Origin of the sequence: Roseitalea porphyridii, from assembly GCF_004331955.1 — a bacterium.
GTDB lineage: Bacteria > Pseudomonadota > Alphaproteobacteria > Rhizobiales > Rhizobiaceae > Roseitalea > Roseitalea porphyridii.
This window is the reverse complement of the sequence record NZ_CP036532.1, coordinates 2029743-2044430: the sequence shown is the minus strand read 5'-3', so window position 1 is coordinate 2044430 and position 14688 is coordinate 2029743. Positions and strand designations below refer to the sequence as shown.

At 65.6% G+C, this 14688-nt stretch carries 12 protein-coding genes; 6 read left to right on the top strand and 6 right to left on the bottom strand.

Annotation, left to right across the window (positions count from 1 at the left end):
- The first annotated feature begins 24 nt into the window (after positions 1-24).
- Positions 25-789, top strand: coding sequence for an SDR family oxidoreductase (locus E0E05_RS09990; RefSeq protein ID WP_158629335.1), 765 nt, complete (start codon positions 25-27; stop codon positions 787-789).
- A 1-nt stretch (position 790) separates the two neighbouring features.
- Entirely contained in the window at positions 791-1558 is a 768-nt protein-coding gene (locus E0E05_RS09985) for an SDR family NAD(P)-dependent oxidoreductase (RefSeq protein ID WP_131616576.1), read from the top strand.
- Between the two features lie 49 nt (positions 1559-1607).
- Here the strand turns inward: E0E05_RS09985 and E0E05_RS09980 are convergent, their stop codons facing one another.
- The 5 genes from E0E05_RS09980 to E0E05_RS09960 form a co-directional block, all read right to left on the bottom strand.
- A complete protein-coding gene (locus tag E0E05_RS09980) occupies positions 1608-2513 on the bottom strand; it encodes a dihydrodipicolinate synthase family protein (protein WP_131616575.1) in 906 nt (301 codons plus the stop codon).
- Between the two features lie 279 nt (positions 2514-2792).
- Positions 2793-3533, bottom strand: a complete 741-nt coding sequence (locus E0E05_RS09975; RefSeq protein WP_131616574.1) for a GntR family transcriptional regulator — start codon at positions 3531-3533, stop codon at positions 2793-2795.
- A 171-nt stretch (positions 3534-3704) separates the two neighbouring features.
- Positions 3705-4673 (bottom strand): 3-hydroxyacyl-CoA dehydrogenase, encoded by a 969-nt coding sequence (locus E0E05_RS09970; protein ID WP_131616573.1) that lies wholly within the window; start codon positions 4671-4673, stop codon positions 3705-3707.
- Positions 4674-4733: 60 nt separating this feature from the next.
- Positions 4734-6176 carry an NAD-dependent succinate-semialdehyde dehydrogenase gene (locus E0E05_RS09965; protein WP_131616572.1) on the bottom strand — a complete coding sequence of 481 codons (1443 nt, stop codon included), beginning with the start codon at positions 6174-6176 and terminating at the stop codon, positions 4734-4736.
- A 22-nt stretch (positions 6177-6198) separates the two neighbouring features.
- Positions 6199-7620, bottom strand: a complete 1422-nt coding sequence (locus tag E0E05_RS09960; protein ID WP_131616571.1) for an aminotransferase family protein — start codon at positions 7618-7620, stop codon at positions 6199-6201.
- Positions 7621-8127: 507 nt separating this feature from the next.
- On the opposite strand from E0E05_RS09960, the gene E0E05_RS09955 reads away from it, so the two are divergent.
- From E0E05_RS09955 to E0E05_RS09945, 3 genes are all read left to right on the top strand, one after another.
- Positions 8128-8844 (top strand): GntR family transcriptional regulator, encoded by a 717-nt coding sequence (locus tag E0E05_RS09955; RefSeq protein ID WP_131616570.1) that lies wholly within the window; start codon positions 8128-8130, stop codon positions 8842-8844.
- Positions 8845-9147: 303 nt separating this feature from the next.
- Complete coding sequence (locus tag E0E05_RS09950; protein WP_131616569.1) at positions 9148-10845, top strand: 2Fe-2S iron-sulfur cluster-binding protein; 1698 nt, start codon at positions 9148-9150, stop codon at positions 10843-10845.
- Positions 10842-12023: an NAD(P)/FAD-dependent oxidoreductase gene (locus tag E0E05_RS09945; RefSeq protein WP_131616568.1), complete on the top strand. Its 1182-nt coding sequence runs from the start codon at positions 10842-10844 to the stop codon at positions 12021-12023. The genes E0E05_RS09950 and E0E05_RS09945 overlap by 4 nt, the downstream gene beginning before the upstream one ends.
- Here E0E05_RS09945 and E0E05_RS09940 read toward each other — a convergent pair.
- The gene (locus E0E05_RS09940) at positions 12001-12837 is read right to left on the bottom strand and encodes an IclR family transcriptional regulator domain-containing protein (protein ID WP_244597668.1); all 837 of its coding nucleotides are present in this window, start codon (positions 12835-12837) and stop codon (positions 12001-12003) included. The genes E0E05_RS09945 and E0E05_RS09940 overlap by 23 nt on opposite strands.
- A gap of 455 nt (positions 12838-13292) precedes the next feature.
- Here E0E05_RS09940 and E0E05_RS09935 point away from each other — a divergent pair, with 455 nt between their 5' ends.
- Entirely contained in the window at positions 13293-14645 is a 1353-nt protein-coding gene (locus E0E05_RS09935) for an ABC transporter substrate-binding protein (RefSeq protein WP_158629334.1), read from the top strand.
- The last annotated feature ends 43 nt before the right edge of the window (positions 14646-14688 follow it).

The following is a 14688-nucleotide window of genomic DNA, read 5'->3' as shown; positions in this document are numbered from 1 at the left end:
CCGCATCATGGCGAGGAGGAGCGCATGAAAAACATTCTAAAGGGTAGGCGGGCGGTGATCACCGGTGGCGGCCGCGGCATCGGCCGGGCGATCGCGGCTCGCCTGAGCGAACATGGCGCGACCGGCCAGGTCTTCGACCTCGCCAATGTACTCGATGGTGCGACCCTGCCGGACGGATACTCGGGACGACCGGTCGATGTCGCCAACGAAGAGGAGATCAGGGCCGCGTTCGAGCAGGTCGCTGGCGATGGCGGGCAACTGAATATCGTCGTCGCCAATGCGGGGATCGTTCCCGTCTGGCGCCACAGCGACGGCCTCGACCTGGAAGAGTGGGATCGCGTGTTCGCGATCAATGTGCGCGGCGTCGCCGCGACGCTCAAGCATGCCGTGCCGCTGATGAAGGACAAGGGCGGCGCCATCGTCGTCACCGCGTCGATCAACTCACTGAAGGGCGCGGCGCTGCAGGGCGCCTATACGAGCTCGAAGCACGCGCTGCTGGGTCTCGTTCGCTGCGCGGCGCTGGAGCTTGGTGCCCACAATATCCGCGTCAACGCCCTGGCGCCCGGGCCTGTCCTCTCCGAAGCCATGCGCGAGCGGCTCAGATATCGGGCCGGCAAGGGCGGACCTTCGGAGGCGGAAGCCGAAGCCCAGCTTGCGGCGCAGGCGCCGCTCAATCGCGTGGCCACCGAGGACGATGTCGCCGACGGCGCGCTGTTCCTGGCCTCGCCGCTTTCAAATGCCGTAACGGGGCATATCCTACCCATCGACGGCGGTTTCGGGATCGCGTGACATGGAAGGGTTGAAGGACAAGACCGTTCTGGTCACCGGGGCATCCAAGGGTATGGGCGCGGCCGTGGCGCGTACGATCGGCCGCCACGGCGCCAACGTGATCGCCCACTACAATTCCGACCGGGCCGGCGCGGAAGAAGCCGTTGCCGATCTGCCGGACGACCGCAAGATGCTGATCAGGGCCGACATGCACGACAATGGCGAGGCGGCGCGGCTCTGGGCCGAGGCGCTCGCCTGGCGCGGCCGCATCGATGTCTTCGTCAACAATGCGGCGGTGATGCTGGAGACCGCGCCGATCGACGCCTCCGACGAGCAGTGGGACGATGTCTGGGGAGAGACGATGCAAGTGAACGTGCTCGCGCCGGCGCGGCTGATGCGCGACGCAGTGCGTCACTTCCGCGACAATGGCGGCGGCATCGTCATTTCCTTCTCCAGTTGGGCGGGACAGCGCGGGTCGACCAATCCCGGCGCCTTCGCCTACGGCGCCTCCAAAGCGGCGATCAAGGCGCTGACGCAGAGCGTCGCCCTGAACTACGCCCAGCAGGGCGTTCTCGCCTATGTGATCGCGCCCGGCCTGATTGCCACGCAGATGTCGGAGACGTTCCTGCGCAGCCAGGGCGGCAAGGAGAAGATCTTCAAGACGCTCGCGATGGGCGAGTGGGGCGATCCGCAGGAAGTGGCCAATGTGGTCGCGTTTCTCGCCTCGGGCCAGTCGCGCTACCTGTCGGGCGCGACGCTTGACGTCAACGGCGCATCCTACATCCGCTGATCGCCCTGTCTGAAGGCCGGGCGCGGTTCGGGCTGCCCGGCCGCTCTGACTAGAGAAGCCCGAGTTCGGCAAGACCGCGTTCGAGACCGGTGCGCTGCTCGCCCGTCAACGGTTGCAGCGGCTTGCGCGGGGTTCCGCCGCCCGGGAAGCCGAGCATGTCCATCGCCGCCTTGGTTGCCGGATAGAGCGTGCGGCCCTCGGATGTGAACAGATCGGTCAGACGCCGGCCGGTCGCCTGCAGCGTCGCCGCTTTGCCCGTGTCGCCAGCCATTGCGGCATCGTAGAGCGGCCTGCCGCCGTCCGCCCATACATTCGGGAAGCAGTCGATGAAGCCGTCGGCGCCGAGCGTCGCGGCTGGCACGCCGTAAATCGAGGACGGCCCGCAGAAGACCCTGATCTTGTCCTTTGCGGCGATCAGCGTCTTGTAGAAGTTGTTCCAGTCGCCGGAACTTTCCTTGACCGCCACCACGTTATCGATGTCGGCGAGCCGCGCGACGAGGTCGGGCGAGAGCGCATTCACCGCGTTCGCCGGGATGTTGTACAGCAGGATCGGCGCCTCGGTACGTTTGGAGACTTCCTCGTAATGGGCGTAGATTTCGTCGTCCGTCAGCTTGATGAAGTAGGGCGGCAGCACCAGCACGCCATCGACACCGGCCATCTCGGCCATCTTCGTGAAACGAACGGTCTCGTCGGCGGTGACGGCGCCCGTACCCACGATCACGGTGACGCGGCCGTCGACGATCTCCACGGCGAGCTTGTAGAAGCGCTCCCGCTCGGCCGCCGACAGCGACCAGAACTCACCGGTACATCCGGCCACAACGAAGCCCGTCGATCCGGCCGCGATCAAGCGCTCGACATTGTCCCCAAAGGACGTCTCGTCAATGTTGCCCTGAGTGTCGAAGGGGGTGGTCAGGGCCGGCAGGGGGCCGAACCAGTCGATGCTGTTGCGATCCATGAAACTGTCTTCCTTGGCAACGAGATACGAGCGAAGCCGCGTGATGGTCGTCGCTCAACTGTCGGCTCCGAGCCGTGGATCGGGCATAGTCGATTGTCGGACGATTGACAAGAATGGGCCTTGTGTTTTGAAGCGCAAACGCGTTCATGAAACGCGTTTTCCATCACATTTGCTGGGACATGGGGCGAAGCCTTCGTGCGTGTTCGCGCCGCGTCCGTGCACGGCGAAGCCGAAATCGAAGGATCGTGAAGAGCGGCCGACCGGGGCCAGGTTACGAAGTCAAAGCGCCGCGCCCGCTCCGGTCTGCGCACCGGTGCGTGGGTCTGCACCCATGAGATCACGGACATCATCCACGCCGATCTGCAGATGCCTGTCGATCTCGCGCAGCATCGCCTCGAGATCGTCGCCCAGCGCGGCATCCAGATAGCGCCTGTTGTTCTCGACGAACTCGCTGCCCCGCGTGAAGCCGCGCGTCATCGCGATGCCGAGCTGAATTCGATTGTAGAGCTGTTCCCAGACCTCGCGAAGGGCCTGGTTGTCCGCATACTGATAGGGAAAGCTGTGAAAGTGCAGCTCGGCAGCGAGGGTCTTGTCCTCGTCGCCGGCTTCCACGGCGGCCACGAGCGCCTCGTGCCGGTTGGTGAACTCGGCGCCGAAGGTCTCGTTGCGCCTCGGCCAGAGCTCGGTGAAGCAGAAGCGCTCGAGCGCACCACGTAACGCGAACAGATCGCACATCGCCTTCTCGTCGAGGCTGACGACGAACGTGCCCGCATAGGGCCGGTTGACCAGCAGGCCCTGGTCGACCAGTTCCCAGATCGCTTCGCGGATCGAACTGCGGCTGACGCCGAGGCTTCGAGACAGGCGCGACTCGATCAGCTGCGTTCCGGGCTCGATCTTGCCGCTCAGCACGTGCTTGCGCAGGATCTCGGCGACCTGGGCACGGCGCGTCTTCGGCAGGCTCGTCTTGAAACCAGGGAGTTCCCGCGCACGTGCCGCCCTGGTCTTTCGCGATGCCGTCATCGATGCCCCTTATACGTCTCGTGCCGTCCGTGCGGCGTTCCAGCCAACTCATCCGATCGCGCCAGGGCCGCGTTCGCATGCATCGCACGCCGAACGACCGTCAAACTACCGCCCGGCACCATGCGGTCAAGCGCACCCTCGCGGGCTCCGCCGGCGCCTGGTCCAGGCCCGTCAGCCGGATTTGGCGTCGCGCGCGCGGCGATGGCCGAGAAGGGCCATGAGCTGGCGGTCGCGCCATTCAACGCGCTCCTGCCAGTCATCGAGATGCAGCAGTTCGCGGCGCTCGGCCGTGGCGCGTTCAACAAGGTCCGCCGTCCAGGGGTCGTCCTGTCCGCGCTCCTTGCCCATGCGGGCATAGGCAGGTCCCATCCTGAGCGCGTGCGCGGCCAGTCCGCCGCGCGTGTTCAGATCGACCGTCTCGAACGGGCCGATGAACGACCAGCGCATGCCCAGCCCGTTGCGGACGATCTCGTCGATCTCGTCGACCGACGCGATGCCGTCCCGGAACAGGCAGTAGGCTTCACGGAGCATGGCTCCCTGCAAGCGGTTGAGGACGAAGCCCTCGATCTCCTTGCGCACCATGATCGGTTTCATGCCGGCACCGGCCATGAGCGCATGGGTCCGCTCGGCGCAGGCCGGTGCGGTGAATGGCGCCGGCACGATCTCGATGACGGGAATAAGAAAGGGTGGATTGGCCGGATGACAGACCAGGCAGCGCTCGCGCGACTTCAGATGCGATGCGGATTGCGAGGCCGGAATGGCCGAGGCGGAACTTGCGATCACAGTGTCCTGTGGCGCCAGTCTTTCGATCTGCTCGAACAGGTCTCGCTTCAGTTCCAGCCGTTCGGGGGCGCATTCCTGGATGTGGGCGACGTCGGCGACCGCCGTGCCGAGATCGCCGACATGGTCGATCCGGGCGGCGATCGCGTCGGTCGTCTCGTCCAGCAATCCGTGTTCGGCGAGTTGCGCAAGGCTGTTTGCGATGTAGCGGCGCGCACCATCGAGGCTTGCGGGTTCGGGGTCATGCAGCCGTACCGGATGACCGGCGCGCGCGAAAACGATGGCGAAGCCGGCGCCGATGGGGCCGGCTCCGACGACTGCGATGGGCGCATCGGCCCGCTCTGAGATGGTCTGGTTCATGATCCGCCCTGATCGCCGGGCCACCGCGAGCCGGCCTGATCCGAAATCACGTCGCTCAATCTATTGCGGGGTAGCGACCGACTGGGTGACGAACTTGGTGTTCAGGTAGGCGTCGAGGCCCTCGATGCCGCCTTCGGAGCCGTAACCGGATTCCTTGATTCCGCCGAATGGCGTTTCGGGAAGCGCAACGGCGGTGTGATTGAAAGCGACAATACCGGACTCGACCGCATCGGACAGGCGCGCCATGGTCTGCGCCGAGCCGGTGTAGACGTAGCTGGCGAGGCCATAGGGCAGGCGGTTCGCCTCGGCCACGGCCGCGTCGGCATCGGCAAAGGGCGCGACGAGGGCCACCGGGCCGAACACTTCGGTGTTCATCGCCTCGGCCTCGACCGGCGTGCCAGTGATGACGGTCGGCGCCAGGAAATAGCCCTTGTTGCCGATGCGCTGGCCGCCGCTGCGCACCTGTCCGCCATGGCGCACCGCGTCCTGGATCAGGTCTTCGACCGCCTGCAGGCGACGTTCGTGGATGACCGGGCCCATCGTGACCTTTTCGTTCAGGCCGTCGCCGACCTCGATGGCGTCGACCTGCTCCATGAACAGGTCGAGGAAACGGTCGAACACGGGCTCCTCGACCATCAGCCGGGTCGGGGCGATGCAGACCTGGCCGGCATTGCGGAACTTGGAAGCGGCGATCAGCTTGGCCGCCTGCGGCAGATCGCTGTCGGCGAACACGATGGCCGGTGCGTGGCCGCCCAGTTCCATCGTCGTGCGCTTCATGTGCAGGCCGGCGAGCGCGGCAAGCTGCTTGCCGACCGCCGTCGAGCCGGTGAAGGACATCTTGCGGATCGCCGGATGCGGGATCAGGTGCTCGGAGATCTCCGCCGGGACGCCGAAGACCAGATTGATGACGCCGTCGGGCACGCCGGCGTCGGCGCAGGCGCGGACCAGTTCGGCGGCTGATGCGGGCGTTTCCTCGGCGGCCTTGATGACCATCGAGCACCCGGCGGCGAGCGCCGCGGCCAGCTTCTTCACGACCTGGCTGATCGGGAAGTTCCACGGTGTGAAGGCGGCCACCGGGCCGACCGGCTCGCGGATCGCAAGCTGGTGGATGCCCGGCGCCCTGGCCGGAATGGCGCGGCCGTAGACGCGGCGGGCTTCCTCGGCGAACCACTCAAGCATCTCGGCGGCCGATTCGACCTCGAGCCGTGCCTGGGCGATCGGTTTGCCGTTCTCCAGCGTCAACAGCCGTGCGATCATGTCGCGGCGCTCGCGGACAAGGCCAGCCGCCTTGCGCATCAGTGCGCTGCGCTCGACGGCCGAAGTGCGCCGCCAGGTCTGGAAGGCTCGCTCGGCGGCCTGCGCCGCTCTGTCGAGATCGGCGATCTCGGCCCTGGCGACGGTCGCAACAACCTCTTCGGTGGCCGGGTTGATCACATCGAGCGTGCGCCCTTCGCTCGCTTCGGTCCATTGGCCGTCGATGTGCAGCAATACGGAATGGGTCATGGTCTGCGTCTCTCCTGCCGGCTCACGCCACATCGGCGGCCAGCTTTACCAGTTCGGGGGTGGCGGCCTCGAGACCGCGCACGAAAGCGTCGACACCTTCGTCGATTTCCGCCGGATTGATCGACAGCGGCGGCGAGAAGGAGACCACCTCGATGAACGGAAGCGGCCGCATCGCGACGCCCTGCTGGAGGCAATGGCGCGCGACGACCCGGTGCGCACCCTGCGGCAGGCGGAAGAAGCGGCGCTCCGCCTTGTCGGCGACGAACTCGACCGCAGCCATCAGCCCCTCGCCACGAATGTCGCCCACGAAGGGGTGATCTCCGGCTTTCTCGCGCAGCCTGCGAAGCAGATGATCGCCCATCTCGGCCGCGTTGGCGACGATGTTCTCGCGCTTCATAAGAGCCAGGTTCTCGAGTGCCACCGAGCAGCCGACCGGATGGCCCGAATAGGTGAAGCCGTGCATGACCGGGCCATGTTCGGCCGATGCGTCGCGCAGGGTTTCGAAGATGTCCTCCGAGATCACCGTCGCCGACAGCGGGAAATAGGCGCTGGTGACGCCCTTGGCGAGCGTGACGATGTCGGGCCTCAGACCATAGTGACCCGTGCCGAACCAGCTTCCCAGACGACCAAAGCCCGTAATGACCTCGTCGGCGATGAACAGGATATCGTTCTTCCTCAGCAGAGCCTGAACGCGCTCGAGGTATCTGCGCGGCGGAATGAGGACGCCGCCGGTGCCCATGATCGGCTCGGCGATCATCGCGGCGATGGTCTCGGCGCCTTCGTGCTCGATGGTCCGTTCCAGTTCGGCGATCAGCCGGTCGCAGAAATTATCTTCGGTTTCACCTGCGTCGGCAAAGCGGAAATGATGCGGGCAGGTGAGATGGTGCACGCCTTCCTGGGGTAGATCGAAGGCTTTGTGATAGGCAGGAATTCCGGTCAGGCCGCCGGCTGCGTAGGTGAGGCCATGATAGGCTCCGGCCCGGGCGAGAAACTTCTTCTTTTCAGGCTTTCCACGAAGGTTGTTGTAGTAACGCACGAGCTTGTAGGCGGTGTCGTTGGCGTCCGAACCCGACGTGCCGAAGAAGACCTTGGAGAGGTGTCCGGCGCCGGCCTGCTCGTGGAACAAAGTCAGGATTTCGTCGGCCAGCCGAACCGCCGGCTCGTTCGATGCGCCGCCGAAAAGGTGGTAGTAGCTCAGATCGCGCATCGCGGAGGCAGCCGCGTCGGCCAGTTCCTGGCGCCCGTAGCCGACATTGACGCACCAAAGACCCGCACCGAAATCGATGACGTCGTGGCCGAGTGGCCCGGCAATGCGGACGCCCGAGGCCTTGCCGAACATCTGCGGACCGTCGGCCTCGAGTGCCGCGATCGACGTGACCGGATGCAACATGGTCTGTTTGTCGAGTTCGGCGAGCGCGTAATTGGGGTTGGCCTGCTGGTCCATTTCGGTCGATCCTCGGAAGCGGTCCCGCAATCGCCGGCGGACCGAATGTGGTTTGCGCCTTGCGCAAGGTGCTTGCCCGACACGCTGACGCGACGGCGGGCGCTTCTTTCCTGGTCGGACATGCGGTTTGGCCACCCGGCCCGTTTGCCGTGCTCGCCAACGCCGGGCAAGTCAACCGCTTTGAAGCGTGCGTTCTCATGGCCCGGACGGGACCGAAACTGACGCGCGCAAAAACGGTACCGCGGGGCACGGCGCATGTCCAAATCAGATTGTTGATTGTCGGACGATCAATGGCCTTTGTCAATATGATCCTGCGTGCGGACCAGCGTTGCGGGGCCGGCGGCGCGTCGAATATGGCGTCCGTCGGAGCGAAGCGACGCGAATTGGCTTTCCCGCTCTGGAATTCCGGCGCAGTGGGCACAGATTGACACGGCCGGCATGGTTGTAGGATCAAGCCGAACCGCATCCGGTCACGCCGGGCTGCCCCGATAATCTTCGGATCTTTTTATGAGCACACGACATAAGACCCGGCCCTCCAAGCCTGCGCTTCCCGACTTCGATGCGATCGTCCCGGTGACACGCCGGGCGCAGATCGCCGAGACGATGCGTTCGCTCATCCTGTCGGGCCAGTTTGAGCCGGGTGCTCAGATCGTGGAGTCAGAACTCGCCGAAAGATTTGGCGTGAGCCGCGGGTCCGTGCGCGAAGCCATCTGGGAACTGGTGGATCAGCGGCTGCTGGTGAACAAGCCTTATTCAGGCACCTATGTCGCCGAGACGGACGCCTCGACCATGGAGGAGGTCTATTCGGTACGCGGCTCGCTTGAAAAGCACTGCTTCAGCGAGCTCTGGGATCGGCGCGATGGCGCATACGAGGACGAGTTTTCCCGCCGCCATGATTCGCTGGCGCGCGCGGTCCGGTCCCGCGACAAGCTCGCCTCGATCGAGGCGGAGCTTCATTTCCACAGTTTTCCGTACGAGTTCGCCGACAATTCCGTGCTTCTGGGCGTCTGGCAGCAATTGTCGCAGCAGATCCAGCTCAATTTCGTGATGACGCAATCGATCGTCCACTCCAACAGCTTCCTGGAGGACGCGAGACGCTATTTCGAGGTTGCGCTCGGTCCTGACCTCGATGCGATGCACGCCGAGATCGACCGGCACCTAGAACTGGGTGTGCAGGCGATCAGGATGCTGCGTCCGCCAGCCGAGGTCGAAGGCAAGGTCTGACCGGCCCCTGCGGAGCGTCGTCCGGCATTCGACCGCATCACCGGCTGGGCGGCACGCGGATGTGTCCGGATTACCGCTCTCTTCGGCGACGAAAGCAGCGCGGCGCCTTTTGTCGTTTGCTTGCTCTGCGCGACATCTTTGCCCGCGTTCGGCCGTTGACGCTGGACGGAGTGTTCGGATAGTGTATTACATGTCCGCCATGCGAACCTCCCGAAGGGCAGTCTTCACGCCAATGGTGCTTCTCTTTGCATTTCCGGATGACGATTCCGGCCAGCGGACGCGGTCGCGCGTCGATCCGCTCTCATGAAGTTCGAACCCATCGCGCTGAAAGAGGGCAGCGAGGTCGAGATCGCCTTCGAGGGCGAGCCCGTTAAGGCCAGGCACGGCGAGAGCGTCGCATCGGCGCTGGCTTCGGCAGGCCACATGGTCCTGCGTGCCACGCCGAAGGGAACTGAACGAGGCGTCTTCTGCGGCATGGGGGTCTGTCGCGACTGCCTTGTCGACATAGACGGACAACGCAATGTCCGGGCCTGCATGACCAAGGTGAAGCCGGGCATGGAAATCGCCCGCGCCGGACGTGCGGGCAAGCCCTCGACCACCGATCCCAATCCGCCGCACGTGACGATCGACAGCGTGAAGACCGAGACTCCAGACGTCCTCGTGATCGGGGCCGGACCGGCGGGGCTTGCGGCCGCGCTCGCGGCACGCCGGGCAGGGGCGCATGTCGTGCTCGCCGATGAACGGGCGATACCGGGCGGCCAGTACTTCAAACAGCCATCGGCCGGTCAGACCATCGACGCCCAGCAGGAGGAAGGCCGGCGACTGGTGGAGGATGTCCGCCACGCCGGCGTCGACATCTGGCCCGAAACGCTCGTTTGGGGCGCGTTCGAGCCACTCGTCTTCGCGGTCAATCGCGGCGGCGGCACGCTCGTCGTGCAGCCTCGCGCGGCGGTCTATGCGGGCGGCGCCTTCGAACGTCCCTGGCCGGTGCCGGGCTGGACGCTGCCGGGCGTCATGACGACCGGTGCCGCGCAGACCATGTGGCGCACCGATCGCCGCTTGGCGGGAAAGCGGGTGCTGATCGCAGGCAACGGTCCGCTCAATCTTCAGGTCGCCGCCGAACTGGCGCGGGGAGGAGCCGAACTGGTCGGCGTCGTCGAATCGGCGGCGGCGCCGCGCTCGCCGCCGCAGGCCGCCCGGCTCGCCATCAACGCGCCGCGCCTGGCGCTGCAGGGGCTCAGATACCTCGTCGACTGCCGCACGATGGGCGTTCCGGTGATCTACCGAAGCCAACTCGCGCGGATAGCGCATGTGGAGGGGGAACTGGAAGCCACGATTGCCGGCGCGGGCGCTCGAACCGTACGCTGCGATACGGTCTGTCTCGGTTACGGTTTCCTGCCGTCGAGCGATTTGCCGCGCTCGCTCGGTGCGCGATGCGACCGCGATCCGGCAACAGGCATGGCGCTGCTTCGGCGCGACGCGGAGGGCGCTACGACGGTCGACGGCCTGTTCGCCGTCGGCGACTGCACCGGTCTGGGCGGCGCGCGCGTCGCGCTTGCCGACGGAGCGCTTGCCGGTGCTGCCGCGGCGCGCCATGCCGGTTTCGATCTTGGCCGCTCTGCCGCGCTCAGTCGCCAACTCCGTCGCGCGGGCCGGGACACGGTGCGTCATCGCCGGTTTCAAGCGGCTCTCTGGACCATCTTCAAGCCGACTGTCGATGAGGTCACTCCGACGCCCGAAACGGTCATGTGCCGCTGCGAGGAAGTCACCTATGGCGAGGTCGAGGCCGCGCTCGCCGAGGGCATCGGGGGCGCCGGCGCGGTCAAGCGCCGGACGCGCGTCGGAATGGGCCATTGCCAGGGCCGTTATTGCGGTGCGCTTCTGGCCGCGATTCTGGAGCGGAACGGGCACCGGAGCGACGAATATTCGGGCTTTGCGCCGCGCCTGCCGGTCAAGCCGATCGCGATCGGCAGTCTGGCCAGGGATCCGTCCGCGAAATGAGCGCTTTGCCCGCTGAAGCCGCGATCCTGATTGTCGGCGGCGGCGTTGTCGGCGTCGCCCTTGCCGGCTTTCTGGCAGAAGAGGGCCGGGAAGTCGTGCTCGTCGATGCAGGCGCGCCGGCCGGTTCAAACTCCAACGCCGGCAGCCTGCATGCGCAGATGCAGAGCCGTTTCATGCGCATCTATCCCGATCAGGTCCCGGTCCTGGAATCGACGCTTCATCTCTATCCCAAGGCGATCGCGTTCTGGCGCGAACTGGAAAGCCTGCTGGACGCCGACTTCGGCATGTCGATGCATGGCGGGCTGATGGTGGCGGAAACCGACGAGCAGTTGGAGTTCCTGCGCTACAAGGCGGGACGTGAGCGCGCCTTCGGTCTCGATTCGGAGATTGTCGATCGCGCCGAACTGGATCGGCTGGCGCCTTATCTGGGCCCGGCCGTGATCGGCGCGGAATTCTGCGCGAACGAGGGCAAGCTCAATCCGCTGCGCGCCAATGCCGCGCTGCGCAACCGCGCGATCGACAAGGGCGCCGTGCTGATCGACAATGTCACGGTCGATCGGGTCGTGCCGCGCGACAGCGGGTTCACGGTGCAAACCAGTGCCGGTCATTTGCGGGCAGGTAAGATCGTCATCGCGGCGGCGTCGGGCTCGCGGGCGCTGTGTGGCGCGCTCGACGTTCCGGTTCCGGTCTCGCCGGAAGCGCTGCACGTCAACATCACGGAGCCGGCGGATCCGTTCATTCCGCACCTGGTCCAGCACGCCGACCGGCCGATCACGCTCAAGCAGTTCGCCAGCGGCCACGTGGTCATCGGTGGCGGATGGCCGGCGCGGGTGACCGGGCCGAACGATCTGCCCATGGTCGAACTGGCCAGCATCGTCGGCAACGCGACGCTGGCCCAGCACATCGTGCCGTCCGTGTCCGGGCTGCACATCATCCGAACGTGGGCGGGCATCAACACGGTGACGGACGGAAAGAGCATCCTCGGACCGGTCGAGGCGGTGCCCGGCCTTTATGTCGCCATACCGGGCGATGCCGGCTACACGCTCGGACCACTGGCGGCGCGATTGGTGGCCGACTGCGTGCTCGGGCGGGCGCCATCGGAAGACATGCGCAATTTCTCGCCGGCCCGCTTCGCGGAGGCGATGAAGCAGCCAGTCAGCGCTGCAGCCCGACCGTGATGCGGTTGGACGCGTCGAGCAGGTCGACAAGAAGCTTCGAGCGCATGTCATCGAGCGTCCATCGCGGCGTCGGGCAGCACACGTTGAGCGCGGCCACCGTATCGCCGAACCGGTTGCGGATTGGCACCGAAAGGGACCGAAGACCCACCTCGAGTTCCTGGTCGACCAGCGACCAGCCCTGGCGGCGCGCGTCCTCGATCCGCTCGCGCAGCCTGACCGGGGAGGTCTCGGTGTAGGGCGTGACCGCCTCGAGCGTGGCGTTGTCGAGATACCGGTCGAGCGCCTCGTCGGGCTGCGCGGCCAGCAGCACCCGTCCGGTGGACACGCAATGGGCGGGCGCGCGGCTGCCGATATGGATGCCGATCGAGATGCGGCGGCTGGCGGCGTGGGCACGCGCCACATAGACCACCTCATCTTCCTCAAGCACCGCGGCGAACACGGATTCGGAGATCCGCTCGGACAGGTCGTTCATGATCGGCTGGGCGATCTCCCAAAAATCCATGGAGGACAGCGCCGAAAGCCCCAGCTCGAGGACCTTCGGCCGCAGGGAGAAATGCTTGCCGTCGGACTGCGCATATCCCTCGCGCTCGAGGGTCAGCAGCAGTCGGCGCGCGGTGGCACGGGTCATGCCCGTAGCAGCCGCGACTTCGGTCAGCGTCATGCGCGGTTTGTGACGGCTGAACGCGCGAATGACTTCTAGCCCGCGCGCCAGGGCGTTGACGAAATCGCGCTCATTCGTGCGCTCGTCGTTTGCCGGTCCGGCCGGCTGTGCCGCGCCCGTCTCGAAGGTGTGCCCCTCTTCGCGATCCATCATGCTTCCTCGCCTGTCCCCTTAAGCGGCTCTCGCCAGAGCCTGCGCAAATAGACCAAAATGTGCGCAATGCGAACTTTTTCTGGCGCTGACAGTCGCGTCAAGGGTAGATTCGAATGCTCGGAAGGCCCGCGAGCCGCTTCCCCGATGTTGGCGAACCCGGAAACTGGCGCCTAACACGTGGAGCGGGATGTAGATACTCCGCGCGTATACGTCCTGAAATGTGCGTGAAAGCAACGCCGGCGGGCGTTTTCGGAGGACGGCACGGCGGGAAATGACGGGCGTGGATTGACGCGAGATTGCTGATTGACCGACAATTTTACAATCCAGCAATTTTAGGGTTGCCAAGCCGGCGCATTTGGCATGAAGATAGTGAACATCTGTTCGCACTACGAACGGGGAGGAGCGGAAGCGGCCCTCCTTTGTGCCGCGGTCGCATGCAAAAAGGGAGATTTGCAATGAAACTGACGGGCTCATCGCATAAGGGCGGCGCGTCACGCCGCCGCGTTCTGCAGGGTATGGGTGCGGCCGGTGTCGCGGCCGCCGCCGGTACGTTCGGACTGACGTCGCGCGCGCACGCCCAGCAGGTCACGCTGCGCTGGTGGTCGCCGCAGTCGTCACCGGCCCAGTTGGCTGCCTACCGCGCCCAGATCGCAGCCTTCGAGGCGGCCAATCCGGACATCAAGGTGATGTTCGAGCCGACCTCGGACGAAGGCTATGCCACCCAGCTCGCCGCCGCATTCGCGTCCGGCGAAGTCCCGCACATCGTCACGCACCTGCCGTCATTCGCGGTGCAGACCTATTATGCCGAGGGCTTGATCGAACCGTTCAACGACGTGATCGAGGCGATCGGCCCGGACAAGTACTATGAGGGTGCAAACGAGGTCTACAAGGCCGCCGACGGCAATTTCGTGGGCACCGGGATCGGTAACACGGCCGCCGACATGCTTTGGGTGCGTCGTGACCTTATGGAACAGGCCGGCGTCGACAAGATTCCGGTGACTTGGGATGAACTGCGTTCAGCCTGTCAGAAGATGCAGGGCGGCGGGGTGTTCGGCGCTCCCTTGCCCTATGGTCTCAATTCGATGACCTCGCTGATCTTCATCGGATTCATTCACCGCGCCGGCGGGTCGGTGTTCTCGCCGGACCTCGAGGTGGCGCTCGACAGCCAGGCCACCTACGACGCGCTCGAATTCTACGCCTCCATGCGCGAGCTTTCACCGCCCGGTGCGACCGGCTATTCTTGGGGCGAGAGCCTGACGGCGTTTGTTTCGGGCGCAACGGCCACGGGCATCTATGCCGGCCGCGTGCTCGCCAACGTGACCGCGCAGAACCCGGCCATCGCCGGTCAGGTCACCAACGCCACCTATCCGCGCATGTCCGAGGACATTCCGGCGTGGACGTTCAACGACTTCCCGAGCGTCTTCATCCCGGCCCAGGCCGACAACAAGGATGCCGCCAAGCGTTTCGCGGCGTTCCTGTTCGAGCCGCCGGGCTACATCGAACAGCTTCACGCGGCGCCGGGCCACGTGCTCCCGGTGCTCAGGACGATCTCCGAGGATCCCGCCTATCAGGACAACGAGATCATCGAGCAGTTCACCGAGGAAGTCGATCTGATGGCCGCTGCAGCGGCAGCAGGGCACAATCTGGGCTACGAGACGCCGCAGCACGAATCCAACGCGAAGGCCGGCGAGATCATCGCCTCGAATGCGATCGCCGAGATGGTCCAGCGCGTCGTGCTGAACGACGAGGACCCCAAGGCCGTCGTCGGTGCCACCGCGCTGCGCCTCGAAGAGATCATGAACTCCTGATCGTTCCATGTTCCTCCCGGTCCGGGCCGGCGAAAGCCGGCCC

Bases quoted from the DNA above. Each gene is read 5' to 3' on its own strand.
- E0E05_RS09945 (WP_131616568.1), top strand. From the start codon at position 10,842: ATGAGCGCTTTGCCCGCTGAAGCCGCGATCCTGATTGTCGGCGGCGGC.
- E0E05_RS09985 (WP_131616576.1), top strand. From the start codon at position 791: ATGGAAGGGTTGAAGGACAAGACCGTTCTGGTCACCGGGGCATCCAAG.
- E0E05_RS09980 (WP_131616575.1), bottom strand. From the start codon at position 2,513: ATGGATCGCAACAGCATCGACTGGTTCGGCCCCCTGCCGGCCCTGACC.
- E0E05_RS09960 (WP_131616571.1), bottom strand. From the start codon at position 7,620: ATGGACCAGCAGGCCAACCCCAATTACGCGCTCGCCGAACTCGACAAA.
- E0E05_RS09965 (WP_131616572.1), bottom strand. From the start codon at position 6,176: ATGACCCATTCCGTATTGCTGCACATCGACGGCCAATGGACCGAAGCG.
- E0E05_RS09990 (WP_158629335.1), top strand. From the start codon at position 25: ATGAAAAACATTCTAAAGGGTAGGCGGGCGGTGATCACCGGTGGCGGC.
- E0E05_RS09950 (WP_131616569.1), top strand. From the start codon at position 9,148: ATGAAGTTCGAACCCATCGCGCTGAAAGAGGGCAGCGAGGTCGAGATC.
- E0E05_RS09940 (WP_244597668.1), bottom strand. From the start codon at position 12,837: ATGATGGATCGCGAAGAGGGGCACACCTTCGAGACGGGCGCGGCACAG.
- E0E05_RS09975 (WP_131616574.1), bottom strand. From the start codon at position 3,533: ATGACGGCATCGCGAAAGACCAGGGCGGCACGTGCGCGGGAACTCCCT.
- E0E05_RS09935 (WP_158629334.1), top strand. From the start codon at position 13,293: ATGAAACTGACGGGCTCATCGCATAAGGGCGGCGCGTCACGCCGCCGC.
- E0E05_RS09955 (WP_131616570.1), top strand. From the start codon at position 8,128: ATGAGCACACGACATAAGACCCGGCCCTCCAAGCCTGCGCTTCCCGAC.
- E0E05_RS09970 (WP_131616573.1), bottom strand. From the start codon at position 4,673: ATGAACCAGACCATCTCAGAGCGGGCCGATGCGCCCATCGCAGTCGTC.